The organism is Paenibacillus sp. FSL F4-0122 (assembly GCF_038002845.1).
GTDB lineage: Bacteria > Bacillota > Bacilli > Paenibacillales > Paenibacillaceae > Paenibacillus_AQ > Paenibacillus_AQ odorifer.
On record NZ_JBBODI010000001.1, the window covers coordinates 5132818 to 5152972 of the forward strand.

At 45.2% G+C, this 20155-nt stretch carries 24 protein-coding genes; 21 read left to right on the forward strand and 3 right to left on the reverse strand.

Features of this window, described 5'->3' with window-relative positions:
* Positions 1–142 precede the first annotated feature (142 nt).
* The 6 genes from ylxM to trmD all read left to right on the forward strand — a co-directional run bounded on the left by ylxM (position 143) and on the right by trmD (position 3894).
* Positions 143–499, forward strand: a complete 357-nt coding sequence (gene ylxM, locus MHH49_RS22360; protein WP_036688609.1) for a YlxM family DNA-binding protein — start codon at positions 143–145, stop codon at positions 497–499.
* 21 nt (positions 500–520) lie between these two features.
* Positions 521–1909, forward strand: coding sequence for a signal recognition particle protein (gene ffh, locus MHH49_RS22365; protein WP_036688607.1), 1389 nt, complete (start codon positions 521–523; stop codon positions 1907–1909).
* 54 nt (positions 1910–1963) lie between these two features.
* Positions 1964–2236 (forward strand): 30S ribosomal protein S16, encoded by a 273-nt coding sequence (rpsP, locus tag MHH49_RS22370; RefSeq protein ID WP_036688604.1) that lies wholly within the window; start codon positions 1964–1966, stop codon positions 2234–2236.
* A 22-nt stretch (positions 2237–2258) separates the two neighbouring features.
* The gene (locus MHH49_RS22375) at positions 2259–2489 is read left to right on the forward strand and encodes a KH domain-containing protein (RefSeq protein ID WP_036688600.1); all 231 of its coding nucleotides are present in this window, start codon (positions 2259–2261) and stop codon (positions 2487–2489) included.
* Positions 2490–2578: 89 nt separating this feature from the next.
* Positions 2579–3103: a ribosome maturation factor RimM gene (rimM, locus tag MHH49_RS22380; protein WP_038572005.1), complete on the forward strand. Its 525-nt coding sequence runs from the start codon at positions 2579–2581 to the stop codon at positions 3101–3103.
* Positions 3103–3894 carry a tRNA (guanosine(37)-N1)-methyltransferase TrmD gene (gene trmD, locus MHH49_RS22385; protein WP_076100428.1) on the forward strand — a complete coding sequence of 264 codons (792 nt, stop codon included), beginning with the start codon at positions 3103–3105 and terminating at the stop codon, positions 3892–3894. The genes rimM and trmD overlap by 1 nt, the downstream gene beginning before the upstream one ends.
* Positions 3895–4498: 604 nt before the next feature.
* Here trmD and MHH49_RS22390 read toward each other — a convergent pair.
* The gene (locus tag MHH49_RS22390; RefSeq protein ID WP_155288145.1) at positions 4499–4675 is read right to left on the reverse strand and encodes a hypothetical protein; all 177 of its coding nucleotides are present in this window, start codon (positions 4673–4675) and stop codon (positions 4499–4501) included.
* Positions 4676–4880: 205 nt separating this feature from the next.
* Between MHH49_RS22390 and MHH49_RS22395 the strand changes: the two genes are divergently transcribed.
* On the forward strand, positions 4881–5111 hold the full coding sequence (locus tag MHH49_RS22395; protein ID WP_036688596.1) for a hypothetical protein: 231 nt from the start codon (positions 4881–4883) through the stop codon (positions 5109–5111).
* Between the two features lie 58 nt (positions 5112–5169).
* On the opposite strand, the gene MHH49_RS22400 is transcribed toward MHH49_RS22395, so the two are convergent.
* A complete protein-coding gene (locus tag MHH49_RS22400; RefSeq protein WP_076100357.1) occupies positions 5170–6120 on the reverse strand; it encodes a hypothetical protein in 951 nt (316 codons plus the stop codon).
* A 411-nt stretch (positions 6121–6531) separates the two neighbouring features.
* Between MHH49_RS22400 and MHH49_RS22405 the strand changes: the two genes are divergently transcribed.
* From MHH49_RS22405 to MHH49_RS22455, 11 genes are all read left to right on the forward strand, one after another.
* Positions 6532–6822 carry a hypothetical protein gene (locus MHH49_RS22405; protein ID WP_076100358.1) on the forward strand — a complete coding sequence of 97 codons (291 nt, stop codon included), beginning with the start codon at positions 6532–6534 and terminating at the stop codon, positions 6820–6822.
* A 147-nt stretch (positions 6823–6969) separates the two neighbouring features.
* Positions 6970–7314 carry a 50S ribosomal protein L19 gene (rplS, locus tag MHH49_RS22410; RefSeq protein ID WP_036688590.1) on the forward strand — a complete coding sequence of 115 codons (345 nt, stop codon included), beginning with the start codon at positions 6970–6972 and terminating at the stop codon, positions 7312–7314.
* 298 nt (positions 7315–7612) lie between these two features.
* The gene (gene lepB, locus MHH49_RS22415; RefSeq protein ID WP_036688589.1) at positions 7613–8221 is read left to right on the forward strand and encodes a signal peptidase I; all 609 of its coding nucleotides are present in this window, start codon (positions 7613–7615) and stop codon (positions 8219–8221) included.
* A 29-nt stretch (positions 8222–8250) separates the two neighbouring features.
* On the forward strand, positions 8251–9111 hold the full coding sequence (ylqF, locus tag MHH49_RS22420; RefSeq protein ID WP_036688587.1) for a ribosome biogenesis GTPase YlqF: 861 nt from the start codon (positions 8251–8253) through the stop codon (positions 9109–9111).
* 188 nt (positions 9112–9299) lie between these two features.
* The gene (locus tag MHH49_RS22425) at positions 9300–9911 is read left to right on the forward strand and encodes a ribonuclease HII (RefSeq protein WP_076100429.1); all 612 of its coding nucleotides are present in this window, start codon (positions 9300–9302) and stop codon (positions 9909–9911) included.
* Positions 9912–10028: 117 nt separating this feature from the next.
* A complete protein-coding gene (locus MHH49_RS22430) occupies positions 10029–12218 on the forward strand; it encodes a hypothetical protein (RefSeq protein ID WP_076100361.1) in 2190 nt (729 codons plus the stop codon).
* A complete protein-coding gene (locus MHH49_RS22435; protein ID WP_038571992.1) occupies positions 12215–12517 on the forward strand; it encodes an EscU/YscU/HrcU family type III secretion system export apparatus switch protein in 303 nt (100 codons plus the stop codon). Before MHH49_RS22430 ends, MHH49_RS22435 begins: the two co-directional genes overlap by 4 nt.
* Entirely contained in the window at positions 12514–12900 is a 387-nt protein-coding gene (locus tag MHH49_RS22440; RefSeq protein WP_038571990.1) for a YraN family protein, read from the forward strand. The genes MHH49_RS22435 and MHH49_RS22440 overlap by 4 nt, the downstream gene beginning before the upstream one ends.
* A gap of 154 nt (positions 12901–13054) precedes the next feature.
* Positions 13055–13471: a hypothetical protein gene (locus MHH49_RS22445; protein WP_051491578.1), complete on the forward strand. Its 417-nt coding sequence runs from the start codon at positions 13055–13057 to the stop codon at positions 13469–13471.
* A 174-nt stretch (positions 13472–13645) separates the two neighbouring features.
* The gene (locus tag MHH49_RS22450) at positions 13646–14155 is read left to right on the forward strand and encodes a metallophosphoesterase (RefSeq protein WP_076100363.1); all 510 of its coding nucleotides are present in this window, start codon (positions 13646–13648) and stop codon (positions 14153–14155) included.
* A gap of 207 nt (positions 14156–14362) precedes the next feature.
* Entirely contained in the window at positions 14363–16042 is a 1680-nt protein-coding gene (locus tag MHH49_RS22455) for a YifB family Mg chelatase-like AAA ATPase (RefSeq protein ID WP_076100365.1), read from the forward strand.
* A 369-nt stretch (positions 16043–16411) separates the two neighbouring features.
* Here the strand turns inward: MHH49_RS22455 and MHH49_RS22460 are convergent, their stop codons facing one another.
* Positions 16412–16840 carry an organic hydroperoxide resistance protein gene (locus MHH49_RS22460; protein WP_076100366.1) on the reverse strand — a complete coding sequence of 143 codons (429 nt, stop codon included), beginning with the start codon at positions 16838–16840 and terminating at the stop codon, positions 16412–16414.
* A gap of 142 nt (positions 16841–16982) precedes the next feature.
* Here MHH49_RS22460 and MHH49_RS22465 point away from each other — a divergent pair, with 142 nt between their 5' ends.
* From MHH49_RS22465 to sucD, 3 genes are all read left to right on the forward strand, one after another.
* Entirely contained in the window at positions 16983–17471 is a 489-nt protein-coding gene (locus MHH49_RS22465; protein WP_235219564.1) for a MarR family winged helix-turn-helix transcriptional regulator, read from the forward strand.
* Between the two features lie 352 nt (positions 17472–17823).
* A complete protein-coding gene (sucC, locus tag MHH49_RS22470) occupies positions 17824–18984 on the forward strand; it encodes an ADP-forming succinate--CoA ligase subunit beta (protein ID WP_038571984.1) in 1161 nt (386 codons plus the stop codon).
* Positions 18985–19046: 62 nt separating this feature from the next.
* Complete coding sequence (gene sucD / locus MHH49_RS22475) at positions 19047–19976, forward strand: succinate--CoA ligase subunit alpha (RefSeq protein ID WP_076100368.1); 930 nt, start codon at positions 19047–19049, stop codon at positions 19974–19976.
* The last annotated feature ends 179 nt before the right edge of the window (positions 19977–20155 follow it).

The window sequence follows — 20155 nt, forward strand, 5'->3', positions numbered from 1 at the left end:
CGGATTTATCGCGGAAAATATGGATTTTTAATAAAGAAAGAGATGACAAGCAAAAGTGCTTGACATCTCTCTTTCTTTTAGGTATCATAAGGGACGTTGTGAAGGTGTAAAGTGTTTTTCCTTGACGAAGGGGTTGTCCTTAATGAGTCAGGAGAATAGGCTCGAGAAAACGAATCGTATCAATTTGCTTTTTGCCTTCTATGAACGACTGCTTACAGATAAGCAGCAAACGTTTCTTAAATATTATTTTCACGATGATTTTTCCTTGGGAGAAATCGCCGCTGAATTTGAAATCAGCCGCCAAGCTGTTTATGAGCATATTAAGCGGGCTGAGCAAGTCCTTGAGAATTATGAAGAAAAACTTGGATTATTAGTGAAACATGAGAGTCGTACTAAATATTTAGAAGAGCTGCGCAGACTGCCGGAGAATGGGATGCTGCCTGAGCAATATAAACTTCGGTTCGCGGAGATCGTGGATCGCTTGCAGAGGTTAGAGTAGCATGAAGGGAGAAATCTGCATATGGCGTTTGAAGGTTTAACCGGAAGATTGCAGAATGTGTTCAGCAAGCTACGCGGGAAAGGTAAAGTATCCGAAGAAGACGTAAACGAAGCTATGCGTGAAGTGCGGTTAGCCCTTCTGGAAGCCGATGTTAACTTCAAGGTAGTTAAAGAATTCGTGGCTAAGGTGAAAGAAAAGTCCATCGGCAAGGAAGTCATGGACAGCTTTACGCCTGGCATGGTAATTATCGACATCGTCAACAAGGAACTAACCGAGCTGATGGGCGGAAGCCAAGCGAAGCTGGCCAAGTCGAACAAGCCACCGACCGTCATTATGATGGCGGGTCTACAAGGGGCTGGTAAGACAACCACTTCGGGTAAGCTAGCTAAGCTGTTACAGAAGGGCAATCATCGTCCGCTCCTGGTTGCGGGAGATATTTACCGGCCTGCTGCTATCAAGCAGCTGCAAGTGCTGGGAGAACAGATTAAGGTTCCTGTATTCTCGCTTGGTGATCAGACTAGTCCGGTAGAAATTGCCAGACAAGCTGTACAACATGCGAAGGATAACGGACTGGATTATGTTATTATCGATACAGCAGGCCGCCTGCATATTGATGAAGAACTAATGGAAGAACTCAAGCAGATTCACAATGTTGTAAATCCTGATGAAGTACTTCTTGTAGTAGATGCTATGACAGGTCAAGACGCCGTGAATGTAGCCGAGAGCTTTAATAAGCAGCTTGAGCTTACAGGGGTCGTATTGACGAAACTCGACGGCGACAGCCGTGGTGGTGCTGCACTGTCAGTAAAAGCTGTTACCGGTTGCCCGATCAAATTCGCCGCTTTAGGGGAGAAGATCGACGCGCTGGAGCCGTTCCATCCGGAACGTATGGCTTCGCGGATTCTGGGTATGGGCGACATGCTGTCGCTGATTGAGAAAGCCCAGGCGAACATTGATACTGACAAGGCTAAAGAAATGGAACGTAAGATGCGTAATGCAGAGTTTACGTTCGATGATTTCCTTGAGCAAATGGATCAGGTGAAGAAGCTAGGCCCTATCGATCAAATTCTTGATATGCTTCCGGGTATGAACAAAGCCAAGGGCATTAAAGATTTAAAGGTCGACGATAAGCAAATGGGACGCGTTGAAGCCATAGTTCATTCTATGACTAAGGCGGAGAAGCAACAGCCTGAGATCATTAACCATAACCGCCGCAAGCGTATCGCAACCGGCAGCGGAACCTCAGTCGCTGAGGTCAACCGCCTCATCAAACAATTTGATGAGATGCGTAAGATGATGAAGCAATTCTCCGGCATGATGGGCGGAGGCGGCAAAGCCTCCAAGAAAAATGCCATGAAGCAGCTTAAAGGTCTTGGTGGTGGAAAAGGGCTGAAATTCCCTTTTAAATGATCTTGAATGTCTGTCCAACTAATGTTGGAAACTATTATAAGGAGGTGATTTTTCGTGGCAGTACGTATTCGTCTAAAAAGAATGGGAGCGCATAAAGCGCCTTTCTATCGTGTAGTGGTTTCCGATTCCCGGTCCCCTCGTGACGGTCGTTTTATCGAGGAAATCGGTTATTATAATCCGATTGAACAACCGGCAGTAGTTAAGATCGATGAGGAAAAAGCTCTTAAATGGCTTCAAACAGGTGCGCAAGCATCTGATACCGTCCGCAACTTGCTTTCCAAAGCAGGCGTGATGAAGAAGTTTCATGAGCTTAAGCAACAGAAATAATGACTGATTGCGAGGGTCCTCTATGGAAGAATTAGTTGGAGTAATTGCTAAGGCTTTAGTGGATCATCCAGAAGATGTGACGGTACGGGCTGTGGAGAAAGAACACTTGATTGTCTATGAGCTGTCCGTACATCCAGATGATGTAGGAAAGGTCATCGGCAAGCAAGGCAGGATCGCCAAGGCGCTCCGTACAGTAGTCACATCTGCAGCAGTCAAGAGCGATAAACGCGTAACTGTAGATATTTTATCTTAAATAATGCGTACAATGAGGGGCTAGGGATAGTATATCCCGGCTCCTTTTTGTTCAAATATATAGATGAAGCTTGTAAAGGAGAGGGTTATATGACGGAAGAATTAACCGTAGGCCGGCTTGTGAATACACATGGAATTCGCGGGGAGATTAAAGTATTATCCCATACCGATTTTCCTGAGGTTCGTTTCGCTAAAGACAAGAAGCTGTTCGTCATCCCTGCGGATGGCAGTGCAAAATTCGAAGTGACTGTAGAATCCGCTCGAGAGCATAAGGGTATGTTTATCGTTAAGCTTAAGGGATATACCAATATTAACGAAGTGGAAAAGTATAAGGGAAGTTTGCTTAAGGTGCCAAGTAATGATCTGGTTGATCTGCCAGAGAACGAATATTACTTCCATCAAATCGTTGGCTGTGAAGTTTATACGGATGATGCTGGAAATGAACCGCTTGGCACAATTACGGAAATTTTACAGCCAGGTGCAAATGACGTGTGGGTTGTTAAGCCTGCTAAAGGGCAAGACATCCTTATCCCTGTAATTAACGATGTAGTGCTGAACGTGGACATTGAGGCCAAACGAATTACTGTTCACTTGATGGAAGGACTATTGCCATGATCAGAATTGATGTGCTAACGCTCTTTCCGGAGATGTGCGAAGGCGTATTTAGCACAAGTATTCTTGGTAAGGCACGCGAAAAAGGGATTGTATCTTTGAATGCTGTGAACTTTCGTGATTTCTCAGGCAATAAGCACAACAGTGTGGATGATACACCGTATGGCGGGGGTGGGGGCATGGTACTGAAGCCTGACCCGATCTTTGCAGCGGTAGAACATGTATTGGGGATCGAGGCTAGTCCTTTGGAGAATGGTTCTGAATCTGCAGTCCCGACGCCTTCCTCTGTGAAGCCGCGCATCATTCTTATGTGCCCGCAAGGAAAGACGTATAATCAGAAGATTGCTGAGGAACTGGCACAAGAGCAGCATCTAATCTTTATATGTGGTCATTATGAGGGCTACGATGAGCGGATACGGGAGCATCTGGTTACAGATGAACTGTCGATTGGCGATTACGTGTTAACAGGTGGAGAATTACCGGCACTGACGGTTATTGATTCAGTAGTTCGGCTACAGCCAGGAGCGCTTGGAAATGAAACCTCTGCGATCACGGATTCGTTCAGTACAGGGCTGTTGGAATATCCTCACTACACTCGACCCGCTGAATTTCGCGGCTGGAAGGTACCAGATATGTTGCTGAGTGGCCATCATGCCAACATCGAAGTATGGCGGAGAGAGCAAGCGTTACAGCGTACACTTGAACGTAGACCTGATTTGCTCGAAAGTGCAGAACTAACGTTGAAAGACAAGAAAACACTGGAACGTCTGAAAAATGAAATCAAGCCGGAGTAAAATTTTAATAAAACAGGCATATTTTACGTCTTTTTAACGTATCTTACGTTAAGGAGGCGTTTTTGTTATGTTTACTTAAATATAAGAAGGGCTATAATCTCGTATTTTTTTTGCGTAATTTCCAAAACAAATGAGCATAGGTGCGTTGAACTCTTCTATTTGGGGTAATAGATAGAGGTGGCGTAATACTATATGCAGCTTACGATGCAGCAAGCTTAACTATTGAAAGGAATGAACTGAAGTGACTACGAAGACGCGTGAAGAATTCAAGCCTAGCGTGGACACGATCCACAAAGATGCGGAGCCGCTCCGCACCGTGAATGATATTATCGATTATTATACAAATCGCAAATCGTAATTCCCATTCGCCCTTTAAAGCTTGAACATATAAGATTAATAATTAAGTATGAATAAGCAAGTCCAATAAAACCATTAGAGCGTAGCGAACGAAAGTTCACTACATCTAATGGTTTTATTGTTCCTACTAAGAGAGGTCAAACCCTGTAACTCTGATCAGAATGTAAACACCCCCTCTTCAAGGAGAATTAAAAACACTTTGGAAAGGGGGTGTTTGGTTAACTATAAAAATTCGTGGAGGCGCATTCTACTCTTTGCGAAAGAGGCGATATACTCCTGTAAGTAGAGCGTAAAGCGCAAAACATACGAGAACAGTAACTGCCCATGCATAGTTGCGAACGGTATAGGTAAGCGATGATAAAATAATAAAGATGGTAATACGCAGTACGCCTTCCTTAATAAACTGTTTACGTGCTACATTCATTCGATTGGCCTCCTTGAATGGATAGGATGGTACGGATAACAAGCCGGAAATATGTCTTTCCTTATATATAACCTTTGGGAATACAAAAAATGCAGGGAACGGAAAGTAAATATCGACCCAAACAAATGACCTATGTAACTTAGCCGTTACCGACCTGTACTCCTCACCATAGAGTATATCATTACGAATGAGGAGGAGTACACTAGTGGAGGCTTATTATAATTGCTTACGTTGTAAGAATAGAAGGGTACGCATCCTGACTACTGATGGCAGACAGCATGAAGGTGTGATTACAGATGTGGACAGATATAATGTTTACTTAAGAACAGGATCCAATGGACCTGTGCAGACTTCTGCATTTTTTGGTTACCCTTATGCTGCTGACAATATTTTAACTCTCAGCTTGTTCACGCTGTTGGCTATTGCATTAATCTGATACGATGATGTAAAAACAGACCGTCCGCTAATCCGGACGGTCTGTTTTTAGTGGTTGGTTACTCTACTGTAATTGCACCTATATCTGAGCTTAAGGACAACAAAGGACCTCCTCCGTTAACATCGCGTTTGCCACCCTCAACCCCCGTGATCTGGCCTAGATCACTTTTAGCCACCAAGCTACATTTCACGCCATCGGCTAGAACAGCATTGAGGCTACCTACATTTGTTGTCGCTTTAAGACGGCTATCACTCTTCATTCCGGCTATATCCATACGTATGCTTCCTGTATTAGACTCTAGAGTGGACTTACCGGTGATGTTAGCTCCTTCGATATCAATAGCTCCAACGTTGCTGACGATGCGGTAATTTCCGTCCAGATTGCGGAGACGAATTTGCCCGACATTATTGGTGATTTGATATTCATCCATACGGGTGGGGATCTCAATGGTATAGTTAATGCTAAAATCTGAATAACCGTATTTGTCTTGAGCCCAAGTCCATAAATCCTTCTTCGGATTTGATTTGGAATTTGTAGATACCTTCAGAGTATCGCCACTAACGTCTATTGAAATCTCAGCGTCATCCAAAATTTTCTGGCGGTCAGCTTTATGAGCGGAGCCGTTATGGGCTAAGATTGTCGCACTCACATTAATTTGATCACCCGTAGTTGATGTAACCTCTATTTCTCCCACTGCATTGTTCATGCTAAGCACTGAAGCAGAGCCGATCTCTTTAGATAAGGATAGTTCTTTGCTAATGCTGTTTGCTTTAACTTCGTCGGCCACCTTGGTAGCTGTATCCTGAACGGCTTGCTCCACGCTTGCAGCGGCTTTACCCAGCTCTTGCTTCACAGCCTCACCAATATTTTGCTGCACATCTTCAGTAATATTCTTTCCTAGTTCATTATTAGCGGATTGCCTACCCGGTAACTCTGTGCATCCTGCCAGAAGTACGATGGACAAGACGGCTACAGCTGCCATTACGCTAGTTGTATTACTCTTTTTCATTGAATAAAATCCTCCTTATTTTTGGGTATATGTGTTCTTCCCTAAGCGCTACGTTATGTACGTACTTCTGTAAGTATAGCCTATGGGGATTTATTGTAAAAACGGCTGTAGGCGGGTTAATATACTGGACCAAAGACTAGGTATTTAAAAAGTGTTCACTACACTTCAAATTTCAATTGTGCTAAAATGAAATATAGATCTTACGCTCACATTAAAATGAGTAAGGTACATATAAAAAGAGCGAAGATGCGCTCATATATAATCTTCAGCAGCTACTGAAAAGCGCTTTTTATAGTGAGATGTGCTAAGGATAGTTTGCGAATACGATATAGACCGTTGCCTTACTTGCATCACAGGGCGGTCTTTTTATTTTCTTACCTCAATTAAATCATGAAGAGCGGAGGGAGCCAGATGCAATATGTAGTTATTTTGCTTGTCTTGCTAGCGCTGGGTGTTGGGTATTATATCGTTCAGAAAAAGAAAACACGCAGCTCAAGCAATCCTTTGCGCACCACTAGCAGTAATGTGATCTCAATGGACAGTCATCGCAAAGCCAAACAGAGTCCAGGAGAGCAGCCTTGCTCTTCTTGCAAGAAGAAGAATGGAAAGTTGATCTTCTATGCTCAAGACAATGGAACCGTGGTCGGCTTGTGTAAAGACTGCCAGTCTAAGGCAAAAAAAAGAGATATGTTACCGTTATAAAATAGAAAAATAAGTTGTATTAGCCCGTCCTTTATGATATTATTAACTCTGTTGTGTGGAATACGGTGGTCCGCTGCGGATAATGAGGGAGAGCTCAGATCTCTCCGGAAGAGGCAAGAACACCTGTACGGAAGGAGGAAGTCCTTAATGAATATCCTACAAGCTATTACGCAAGAGCAACTTCGTAAAGATATCCCTAGTTTTCGTCCGGGTGACACTTTGAAGGTGCATGTAAAAGTTATCGAGGGAACTCGTGAGCGTATCCAGTTGTTCGAAGGCGTTGTAATCAAACGTCGTGGCGGTGGAATCAGTGAGACTTTTACGGTTCGTAAAATTTCTTACGGTGTTGGTGTGGAAAGAACATTCCCAATCAACTCGCCTAAACTCGAAAAAATCGAAGTGGCTCGTCGTGGTAAAGTGCGTCGTGCTAAGCTTTATTACCTTCGTGAACTACGTGGTAAAGCAGCGAGAATTAAAGAAATTCGTCGCTAGAATAGTGACAGAGGAGAGGGGCTTGAGTTCAAGCCCCTTTCGCTTTATTTTTTTTTGAAAATATAAGAAAAGCATAAGTTTTACGTTATACATTATTCTTAAATTTCTCGCATAAACGCTTACCGTCCTTAAAAGGACGCTGAGGGCGTTTTAGCTTGGTATACAATGCGTGTGACATATACGCTTGGGGATAAGCTTCTCCGAAAAGGCCTCCTGAAGGAGTATCTGTGGAGGGGTTTTTGGCAGGAGTTTTTTTGTGTTGTATAGTAAGAGTAGTATTAAGAGAGGACGGTGAACTATGCAGCAGGAACAAAGCGAAACTTTGGAATCAAGCGAGCAGAACCCACGTAAACAGAAAAATGAAGTGCTGGAATGGGTCAAGGCCATTGCGATTGCTTTAGTTCTGGTTATACTGATTCGCTGGCTTTTATTCAAGCCTTTTATTGTAGATGGACCTTCCATGCAGCCTAATTTCCATACGGGAGAACGTGTTATCGTTAATGAAATTTTATACGATATAAGATCACCGCAGCGGGGTGAGGTTATTGTATTCCACGTGCCATCTGAAGGCAGAGATTTTATTAAACGTGTAATTGGTGTGGCTGGAGATACTGTGAAAGTAGAAGGAGATGTAGTTACAGTTAACGGTGAGGTTGTTAACGAGACTTACATCCAAGGCGCTATTGATGCTGCGCATAGTAACAACGCTCTGTATAATAATAAAGATTTCCCAAATGAAAAATTCACGGATGGTACTGTACCAGAAGGACATATTTTCGTTATGGGGGATAATCGCTCGGATAGTACAGACAGCCGGATGATTGGCTATGTGCCGCTGGGTGATATTGTGGGTCGTGCAGATTTAATCTTCTGGCCGATAAAAGATATTACACTGATTAACCATTAAGTTGACAGAAGTCAAAGGAGGTGACGGCAATGGCCATTCATTGGTTTCCTGGTCATATGACGAAGGCTAGGCGGCAAATCGAGGATAAGCTGAAGCTGATTGATGTTGTTATAGAGTTGCTCGATTCCCGTCTGCCGCTTTCCAGCCGCAATCCGATGATTGACGATATTTTGCGGGACAAGCCGAGATTAATTATTTTGAACAAAGCGGATCTGGCGGATCCGGAAATTACTCGGAAGTGGCTGGCTTACTTTAAGGAACAAGGGCATGTTGCCCATCCTGTGGATGCATCTACTGGAACAGGCGTCAAGGAGATTCCGGAGCAGGTCAAGCTGCTGCTGAAGGAAAAAATTGATCGGCAGATCGCAAGAGGAATGAACCCACGAGCTATGCGCGCATTGATCGTCGGTATTCCTAACGTCGGTAAATCAACGCTGATTAATCGAATGGCTGGTAAGAGTATCGCTGCTACGGGTGACCGCCCGGGGGTTACTAAGGGCCAGCAGTGGATTAAAACAGGAGGTAATCTGGAGCTTCTGGATACTCCTGGTATCTTATGGCCGAAGTTTGAGGATCAAGACGTGGGTTACCGCTTGGCAGTGACGGGTGCGATCAAAGAAGAAATCCTGAACATTGAGGACATTGCTTTTTATGCAGTGAAGTATTTGGTGAAGGATTATGGTTCCAGATTTCAAGAACGCTTTGGTATTGAGAAGCTTCCTGAGGATCTTGAGAACCCTGATGAGATCGTCGCAGTTATGGAAGCCGTGGGCCGCAAACGCGGTTGTCTGATTAGCGGTGGACGTGTTGATCTGGAAAAAGCTTCACGTGCTTTGCTGCATGAGCTGCGGGCAGGTAAGCTTGGTCGTTTTACGCTGGAAACACCTTAAAGGCGTTTAAATGAATGGGTATGGAAGAGCCATCCGGAATTTTTCGGGGGCTCTTTTTTTTGCCGATTTGGATCAAATTGGAGTGGTTATTTGTACATGACCATGTGAGCTTTACTATGGTAAGCTGACTTATGTAGTTTATAGAATAAATTATAATTGGCGGTGACAGATTCGTGAGTACGATAGATATGTTGAGCTATGAAAAAGAGGGCTGGGAACAGTCTTATCGCCGTATAGCCGGCGTAGATGAAGTAGGCAGAGGTTGTTTGTTTGGGGATGTTGTTGCAGCAGCGGTGATTTTGCCGGAAGGGCTTATTATTGATGGCGTCAACGACTCTAAGAAGCTTACAGCGAAAAAAAGAGATGCCTTATTCGAGATTATTATGGAGCAGGCGATAGCTATTGGTGTAGGTTATGTGGATTCCCGCATGATTGATGAAATTAATATTAAGCAGGCTTCTCGTCTGGCGATGAAAAAAGCGGTAGAAGGTCTTAGTCATACCCCGGACTATATGTTAATCGATGCTGAAAAAGTAGATCTTCCGTTGCCGCAGCAGGCGATCATAAAAGGGGATGCTAACAGCCAGTCCATTGCGGCAGCTTCGATTATAGCTAAAGTAACAAGAGATAGACTGTGTGAAGGGGTGTGGGAGGAATTATACCCTGATTATGGGATTGCGATACATAAAGGTTATGCGACCAAGCTTCACAGGGAACAAATTACGGCGTTAGGTCCGACACCTATGCATCGGCGCAGCTTTATTGGGAAGATTCTTGCTGAACAGCAAACCCTTTTTTAAAATATCAGAATATAAAAGACGCCAAAGGCGCTTGAGCTTGGATAAATTCACCGCTCAAAAAAGTCGGATTAATACCGATATAGTAAGAAGAGAGAAAATGGAGGGAGGAGAAACGGTATGAATATCGGAACATTGATCCGCGGATTGCTCGGGGATAATAAACCGGGAGCGGCCAAGTCTTTGGAATTAAAAGAAGGGCAAGTTGTACGTGGTGTTGTTTTGTCTGTATCGGATTCGGGAAAAGAAGCCGTTGTGCAGATTCAAGGTACACCTGTTCGTGCGGAGTTGGAAACACCACTACTGCCAGGAGAGACCCTGAACTTGCAGGTTGGAGCACCCGGAGAAGGCGGATTGCCCGTATTGAAGCCGGTCTCCCTCGGCGAAATGGTGTTAGCTACGCCGCAAAACATGGGCGAGGCGTTGGAATCGCTTGGGCTTACTGACTCCAAAGCGGGTCGGGAAATTGTGTTGGCGATGCAGTCGGGTGGTATTCCGCTTACCAAAGAGACAGCGGCGATTCTGGATGCTGTAATGAGTGCGAAACCTGCGGGCGTGCCGACCTCAGAGTGGCTTGATGCAGCTGTCATTTCTGTAAAGCGGGGCCTGCCGGTTACCCCTGAAAGTGTGAAAGGATTGCAGCAGGCGGTTTTTGGTCCGCAGCTTCATCAGCTTTTGTCAGCGCTCGAAGAACAGATTACGATTTGGGCAGGTCAAGTCGCCGGTGAAGAAACAACAACAGCTGAAGCTAAAGCTGAAATGGGTACCCAAACCGGAAAGCTGAATGCTCCTGTAACGACAGGTACAGGCGCTGTGATTAACGGGGAAGCGGTATCAGCAGGTGATGCTGATGCGGAAATGGACCAGGTGGCGGTTAAAGGGACTGGACAACCTGTAAGTAAACCTGCTGAAGGTAGCACTGGTGTTACTACTACAAGCGGAAGTGCTGCTGCAACGGGAGGGGCAATGGGAGCCGGAGTTATTTCTGACGAACCTGCAATTCCTTTGAATTCAGTGAAATCAGAAATATCGGGAAGTGCAGCTGCGAGTACAGCTGAAGCTCCTGAGAATGAAACCGGTATTGTAACTGCCAAGCCACTGGTGCCCGAAGAGGCTGGTGAGGTTGTTCAGCTCTTGAAGAGTGGAAATACTGGTGAACCTTTGGCTGGGAAGACAACTTCTACGATTGCTGCCGGGACTCAGAGTAGTGCCGCTAACACGCAAGGGGACGGGATTGTAAACAATCAAAATAGTTCTAATGGGAGCGAAACTCATGGCAATGAAATGAGTCTAAATAAAGATAGAGCGCAGGGCAGTGTCAGTGGCGCGAATACAAGCGCCACTGGATCAGCTGGTGCAGATAGCCAAGCTGCTGCGGCAAACCAAGCTGGTGCAGCAAGCCAAGCTGCTGCGCTTAGCGGGGCTGCCCTGCTCGCGAAGCTGCAGGGCGTGCTCACCGAGCTGCGCGGCAGCATGCCGCAGCTCGCGAACGTTCCGCCCGCTGACGCGGCGGGACAAGATCCTGCCCCCGCGCCGGCAGCGCCGCGCGGGGAGACCACGGCTGCTGCGGCTTCGCCGGTGCAGCCAGACACCGCCCCACCCGCGGATGCGGAGTCGTGGGTGGGGCGGGTGTTGAAGCTGCTCGGTGCGGAGCACGAGCAGCAGGCCGTGCGCGGCGGTGCTTTGCCGGCCGCGGAGACGGCGCGAGCGGCAGCGGGGACAGCTGCAGCCGCGCTAGGCAGTGTCGGCGGGGAGCAAGCTGCCGACACGTTGAAGGGCGTGCTGCTGCAGCTTATGAGCAGCAGCGAGGTGCCGCCCGCGGTAAAAGATGCCGCGAGCGGGCTAGTGCAGCAGCTGACAGGCCAACAGCTGCTGCTGAATACAGACCGGACTGCTCCCTTCGCGCAGGTTACACTGTTCTTGCCGCTGCAAGGTCCAGATGGGCAGGAAACTGCATCGGTTCATATCCAGTCCAGGCGGGGCCGCAAAGGGGAGTTGGATGCAGCTAACTGTCGATTATGGTTCGATTTGGACATGAAGCAGCTAGGGCAGACATTGGTAGACGTGCAGGTTGTAGATCGAATCGTTAGTCTTAAGCTTCATAATGATCATCCGTGGGTGCTTGAGCTGCTGGAGACGCGGCGTGATGATATAAAAACTGCAGTAGAATCCATCGGTTATCAATTATCAGGTTTAAGAACCGAACCCTTGCCAGAATTGAATTTACCTAAAGAGCTTGCTGGTTCCAATACTAATAAGTTTGTTGATTATGTTCCTGAGGCTTACAAAGGAGTGGATTACCGTATATGAATGAGCCTGTACAGCCAATTTCACAAGGGCTCAAAAAAGCGGTCGCTCTCAAATATAGTCCCGGACAAAACGAGGCTCCTGTCGTAGTAGCCAAGGGACAAGGCGCGATAGCAGACCTTATTCTGCAAAAGGCTAAGGAGAGCGGGGTTGCTGTTCAGGAAGATGCAGCCCTCGTGGAGGTTCTTTCAAAGCTTGATCTGGACCAACAGATTCCGTCTGAGCTCTATCAGCTGGTGGCGGAAATCCTCAGCTTTGTGTATCAAAGCGATCGTTCTGCTGGTGAACGGGGACAAGAATGAAAGAGCCATATGTAAGAAAACACTATAACCGCAAAGAGAAAGGAACTGCTGCAGAGAACGGAGCTGTGCAGTACCTATCTTCTAGTGGATATATGATATTGGAACGGAATTGGCGTTGTCGTACTGGAGAGCTTGATATCATTGCGGAGCGTGAAGACTGTATTGTTGTTGTCGAAGTTCGTAGCCGCAGTGGAGAGCTGCTTCAGGGAACTCCAGAAGAATCGGTGAATGCTCGCAAAATAAACCAGGTTCGGAATACAACACAGGTTTATTTGCATATGAAGGGTTATGAGGAACGGCGGGTTTCTTTTGATGTAATTAGCGTCTTGTTAAATGACGATCTTAGCCTAGCTTCACTTAGTCATATTCGCGAGGCGTTTTAAGAGTAACTCACTTTTCTCATGCGATTCTTTATGAATTTACTGCTGTTCTGATAAAAAAGTCTTTACATACCTTCCGCACTGTGGGTCATTTCTCAAAAGAAATGGGTAAACATTAGGAGTAACTTTTTAATGTCATCATGAGGAGGGCTGTCTAGTGAAGAATAAACCTTCTGAAATGCAGGTTAGTTTTACATGCCAATATTGCCAGCAGAAGATTGAAGTGAAATTTAAAGCAGAGCCAATATCTGTCGTCTGTTGCGATAATTGCAATAAGACCTTCACGGTAATGCGGCCCACTATAGCGGAGGAAATATTAATAGATTGGGAAAATGAAGCGTTATTTCAAAAAATCCGGGCTGAAAAGTCGCAAAACAGCAATAGCAGTCTCTTAGCGCTTGTAATTAGAGTTATTGAACTGCTTACATGGCGTGACAAAGGCAATGGACAGGTGGAAGCGATCAAGGAGATGCGTGGCTGGCTTATTGACAATGAGGAGGCGCCTCCTTTAGCTGAACTGATTCAGAGTGATGTTAATAAACGTTCGAGTAAGCGGCGCGACTGGGAAAAGTAACATTAACAATAAAGAGGTATTCCGTCATCGCCTCATGACATAGAATGATACGTATAATTTCGTGAGAAATTAGGCGGAAAAGTCCTCGGGGCTCCGACTTTCCTAGGGTTTATGGGTAGTCGGAGCTTTTTTCATACATACTGTCATTAGAATAGGAACAAAGGGAGGGTGCAAATGGCTAAGGTTTTTTTCACATCAGATCATCATTTTGGGCATAAGTTGATCATTGATTTTGAATCCAGACCCTTCAACGATGTAGAGCAAATGAATGAAGTTATGATTGAAAGTTGGAATTCGGTAGTGAATCCGGACGATAAAGTATTTCATTTGGGAGACTTTTCTTTTTTTAATAAGGAGGCGACTCGTGCGATTGTGGCCAGGCTGCATGGATACAAAATCCTGATCCTTGGCAATCATGATCGCGGCCGCAGCCGAAGCTGGTGGCTTGAGGCAGGTTTTGATGAGGTTAGTGAATATCCTTTGATTTATAAGGATTTCTTTTTCCTCTCACATGAGCCTATGTACATGAATAAACATATGCCTTACGTAAATGTGCACGGCCATATTCATGGGCAAAAATATGAGGGAAACAATCATTTTAACATTTGTGTAGAGCATTGGAACTATAAACCGTTGACTTTTGAGCAGATTAGGGACTCGGTCGTAGTTAAAGAAGGAGATTGATGTAGGTCTTTAGAGATGCGCTTTCGCTTTTATGTAAAACTTGAATTTCTTATTCTAAAGATAAATTGCTCACAGATTGCGTTAGGACACAACTTCTATAATGTACTTAACAGCTAATATATATTTGGAAAATAAGGAAGCACCTTTTTTCTTGAAGCTATGACACCCCAAATTAGGGTGTATTTCAGGAGATGAGGTGTTTTTATTATGTATGGGAAAATGTTTAGCGCGTGTCTGTATGGGATTGAAGGGGTAATGATTGGTGTGGAAATCGATCTTGCAAATGGATTGCCGCAGACGAATATCATTGGCTTACCAGATTCAGCAATTCGCGAGGCTGTTGAACGAGTTAGGGCTGCCGTTAAAAATTGCGGTTACCGCTATCCACAGCAGCGTATTACGATCAATCTTGCCCCAGCTGACCTGCGTAAAGAAGGTTCCGCTTTTGATCTAGCGATTGCTTTAGGCATACTGATAACTAGTGGCCAGTTGATTATGCCTTCAGCTCAAGAGATGCTTTTAATTGGAGAGCTTGCGCTCGACGGCAGTCTGCGTCCGGTATCGGGTGTGCTGCCGATGGTTGAAGCAGCGCGTAAAAGCGGGTTTAAAGCCGTTCTGCTCCCGCAGGGCAATGCGGCAGAAGCCGCTTTAATTAGTGGCATGAATGTTTATACCCTCAACCATTTGCAAGCGTTAGTGAATGCTGCTGAACCTGTGGCCAGCTTTGGTCCGATTATAGATAAGCTAGTTCCTATAGAAGAATCTGAAGGATCACCACTTCCTTTTCCTGTATCCGTGAGTATGGGGGTGGGGGCAAAAGAACAACCTCCGGTGCTTGTTCTTTCTGTAGAGCATCTCAAATATAACCCTATATATTCTGATTCTGAGGCTGCTTCTTCCGAAGCTAATGAGATCATGGATGATTACAGTGATGTGCTTGGACAGCAACATGTGAAAAGAGCATTAACTATCGCGGCTGCAGGAATGCATAATATTATGCTCATCGGTCCACCTGGCACAGGCAAAACGATGCTGATCAAACGCCTTCCCAGTATCCTTCCGCAATTGTCGGACAGTGAGGCGCTGGAGGTAACCAAAATTTTTAGTGCGGCTGGAAATTTGAAGGATGCACACAACGGTTTGCTGCGAAGTCGTCCATTTCGTTCTCCACACCACACGATATCTTCTGCCGGATTAATTGGAGGGGGCGGTATTCCCAAGCCAGGTGAGGTAAGTCTTGCACATCGAGGTATTCTGTTTCTGGATGAATTGCCAGAATTCTCCCGGAATGTACTTGAAGTGCTGCGACAGCCCCTCGAAGATGGGGTGGTTACTATAAGTCGTGCCCGAGCTTCCTTTACTTTTCCTGCCAAATTCATGCTCGCTGCATCGATGAATCCGTGCAGCTGCGGCTTTTTTGGAAGCGGTATCTCCCAGCAAAATTGTACCTGTAGTCCTGCCAGGATTGCCCAATATCGGGCAAAAATATCTGGTCCTTTATTGGATCGGATCGACTTACAGGTTGATGTTCCCCGCCCGAAGGAATGGGATCGGCAGGGGCATGTTTTATCGTCAGCAGATATGCGTGCGGAGGTGTTGGCTGCTCAGGCCATCCAAGCTAAACGTTACAAACGACTGGCGATTTCATGGAACAGTGAACTTTCCGGTGCTTCCCTTCGGAAATATGCGAGCCTAAACCGAGAGAGTGCTCAAATGCTGTATGACATTTTGGAGAATTTAGGTCTAAGCATGCGAGCGCATGATCGGATTATTAAGCTATCCCGTACCATAGCTGATCTAGAGGGTGCACAGGATATTTCTTCTGCACATCTCGCGGAAGCTGTGCAATACCGTAATCTGGATCGGCAGGTAATAGCGGAGGAATAAAGATAAAAGAGCAGCGATTCCCGTTATGGGAGAATCGCTGCTCTATATTATGGACCGTTAGTTACGAACACCGCCGAATCATCATTATCCTCTGATGTTTACGGAACGGACCTAGAGGACGTTATTTGCAAGTTTTAGCCCTTGGAGCGTAGGTTCGGACTCTGGAGACGCTATTCCTTCGGAAGAAGGTTATATTGGGTGATTTTCATTCCAATAGCTTCCATGAGGTCCGATAGCATTCCAAATATGGGATTAAGTTGCGTTTAAGATCAACTGTGTCCGTTAGCTACTTCGAATGCGAAATGCCACGTATTCAAACGAAGGTTAGATCGTTTAGTGAATTTCACATACATTTTTCTCTATAATTTCTTACAGTACATTCAATTCTACTTCGATATTGCCACGAGTAGCACGGGAGTAAGGACATGCGCCATGGGCAGCTTCTACCAAAGATGTTGCGGTTTCTCTGTCAACGCCCTTAACCAGCACGTCAAGCTTAACCGCAATGCCGAACCCGCCATCTTCAACTTTACCAAAGCTAACAGTAGCCGTAACTTCGCTGCCTTCAATCTTCACTTTGCCAAGTCGAGCAACCATGTTTAGGGCACTGTCAAAACAAGCGGAGTAGCCAGCTGCGAATAATTGTTCAGGATTAGTGCCTTCACCACCGGCGCCACCCATTTCGCGTGGTGTACTGATCGTAAGGTTGAGTTTAGGACTTTCTGATTCTATATAACCGTTTCTTCCCCCAACCGCTTTAACTGTTGTTTCATACATCTTTTGTTGAATTGTCATCATAATAAATCTCTCCTATTCATTAATTAGTTTGTGTACAATCTAATTTATCACAATTAATATAAAAGTCAAATTAATTTTTTGCTATTATTATGATGTGTGAGTGAATTATGATAAAATAAAGAGATAAGGCGGGTGAATAAATATGAAAATGAGTGAAGAAGATATGCAGAAAATGACTACAACCCCAGAGCTGCTGATCGAGAATCAGCTCTGTTTTACCATTTATGCTTGCTCGCGTGAGATTACAAAGCTGTACCAACCGTACTTGGATAAGATCGGTTTAACTTACTCCCAATACCTAGTAATGCTTGTGTTATGGGAACGGCAGCAATGTACAGTGAAAGAGATTGGTGAGGCGTTATTTTTGGATTCAGGAACGCTGACTCCGCTATTGAAGCGCTTGCAAGCCGCAGGCCTGATTATACGTGAACGCTCGATGCAGGATGAGCGAAAAGTATTAATCTCACTAACGAAACAAGGCTGGGCACTCCAAAGTGATGCCGTGTGTATTCCCGGCAAAATGATGGAAGAAACGACACTGACAAATAATGAATCCATAGAGCTACTTGATCAGTTTAAAGACTTATTGAATCGTGTTCACGAAGCTAATATCCAAGATAGTAAAAAGTAAGCGCAGTAAGGAGTCAATGCGATCGTTCGCATTTCGGCATGAAATCAAGCGAAAAAATGTGTACAAATCATGAATATATTTAAGGTAAGCGTTTTAAAAACATGTTACACTATTCTGGGTTCCTTTGTATGGCATATAGGTAAATATAAGCTTAGTCTTATAGATTTACACAATGTCTCTTGCAGAAATAGTGCCATTCTTTTTACGAGTGGTAGATCAGTTTCTGCTGGTTCCGGAATAGTGCTGCATGTATAACATCAGCCTATCCCTAACCCCGCGGCAATCAAAACGGAAAGCGAGATGACGACAGGCTGCCTGTTTAGTCACCACGCTACTTTAGGAGGCTACCGCTATGAATATCCACGAGTATCAGGGAAAAGAAGTGCTTAAGAAGTACGGTGTAGCCGTACCGAATGGAAAAGTAGCTTATACAGTGGAGGAAGCGGTAGAAGCCGCAGAGTCACTGAGCACACCGGTTGTTGTAGTTAAAGCTCAGATTCACGCAGGTGGACGCGGTAAAGCTGGAGGAGTAAAGGTTGCTAAGAATATCGATGAGGTGCGTAGTTACGCAACTGAGATTCTTGGAAAGACTCTAGTAACTCACCAGACTGGACCGGAGGGTAAGGTAGTAAAAAGACTGCTCATTGAAGAGGGTTGTCAAATTGTTAAGGAGTATTACATTGGTATCGTAGTTGACAGAGGAACTGGCCGAGTGGTCATGATGGCTTCTGAAGAAGGCGGTACTGAGATTGAAGAAGTAGCTGCAACACATCCGGAGAAAATTTTTAAAGAGATCATTGATCCGGCAGTGGGTTTGCAGACTTTCCAGGCGCGCAAGCTGGCTTACAGCATCTCTATTCCCAATGAGCTGGTAGGCAAAACTGTGAAATTCATGCAAGCGCTATATTTAGCTTTCGTGGATAAAGATTGCTCTATTGCCGAAATTAACCCATTGGTAGTGACTGCGGATGGGAATGTGATGGCACTGGATGCCAAACTGAATTTTGATTCCAATGCCTTGTTCCGTCATAAGGATATTCTAGAGCTGCGGGATTTGGATGAAGAGGATTTAAAGGAAATCGAAGCCTCGAAGTATGACCTTAGCTATATTGCGCTTGATGGCAATATTGGGTGCATGGTAAACGGTGCAGGTCTCGCGATGGCGACTATGGATATTATTAAGTATTATGGGGGCGAACCCGCCAACTTCCTGGATGTAGGGGGCGGTGCAACGACCGAGAAGGTAACAGAAGCCTTTAAAATCATTTTATCGGATGAAAAGGTGAACGGGATTTTTGTTAATATTTTCGGCGGTATTATGCGCTGTGATGTTATCGCTAACGGTGTTGTAGAAGCGGCTAGTCAACTGGGTTTGACCAAACCGCTGGTTGTGCGTCTTGAGGGAACAAATGTTGGATTAGGCAAGCAGATTTTGGCTGGATCGGGACTTAATATTGTTGCTGCTGATTCTATGGCGGACGGTGCCCGTAAGATTGTGTCTCTTGTGCAATAATGGCCTGATTTAGGAAGCCAGTTATCGTATTTGACAATATAAGTAGGGATGTGACTTAAGGCATGAGCATTCTTGTAGATAAAAATACGAAAGTTATCACGCAGGGAATTACAGGATCAACGGGTTTGTTCCATACTAAAGGTGCGCTGGATTATGGAACACAGATGGTTGGAGGGGTAACACCGGGTAAAGGTGGAACATCTGTCAAAATCACGCTTGAAAATGGCAGTGAGGTTAGCCTTCCGGTATTCGATACTGTTGTAGCTGCTAAGGCGGCTACAGGCGCAACCGCTAGTGTAATCTATGTACCGCCAGCATTCGCAGCAGACTCCATAATGGAAGCCGTGGACGCAGAACTCGACTTGGTGATTTGTATTACCGAAGGGATTCCAGTGCTTGATATGGTAAAGGTGTCCCGTTATATGGAGGGGCGCTCTACTGTATTGATCGGACCCAACTGTCCGGGAGTTATCACTCCTGGGGAATGCAAAATAGGAATTATGCCGGGTTATATTCATATGCCAGGGTATGTAGGTGTTGTCTCGCGCAGCGGAACTCTAACCTATGAGGCTGTTCATCAGCTGACCACGCGTGGAATCGGGCAATCTTCAGCTGTAGGTATTGGCGGAGACCCTGTTAAAGGCTCGGAGTTTATTGATATTCTGAAGCTTTTTAATGAGGATCCGGGTACAAAGGCAGTCATCATGATTGGTGAAATTGGCGGAACCGCAGAGGAAGAAGCAGCAGAGTGGATTCGTGAGCATATGACTAAGCCGGTTGTAGGGTTTATTGGCGGTGCTACTGCCCCTCCTGGCAAACGTATGGGGCATGCGGGTGCTATTATTTCCGGAGGCAAAGGAACAGCGAGTGAGAAAATTGCCGTACTTGAATCGTGCGGAATCAAGGTCGCTCCTACACCTGCCGAAATGGGCTCAACGCTTGTGAGTGTGCTTGAAGAACGCGGTATTCTTAGCGCATTTACAACGCATTAATTATTTTATATAATTGAAGGAATTCACTCTACGCGAGTGGGCTTCTTTCGTGTATAATTATTTCAGAGGTAAGCAACCTTTTGTTCCTATCTAAGGGATGAAAGGTTGCTTTTTTTGTTTTTTAACATAGAAAAATATTGAATTAAAAGAAAATATTGCATTCGTCAAATTCATGTTAC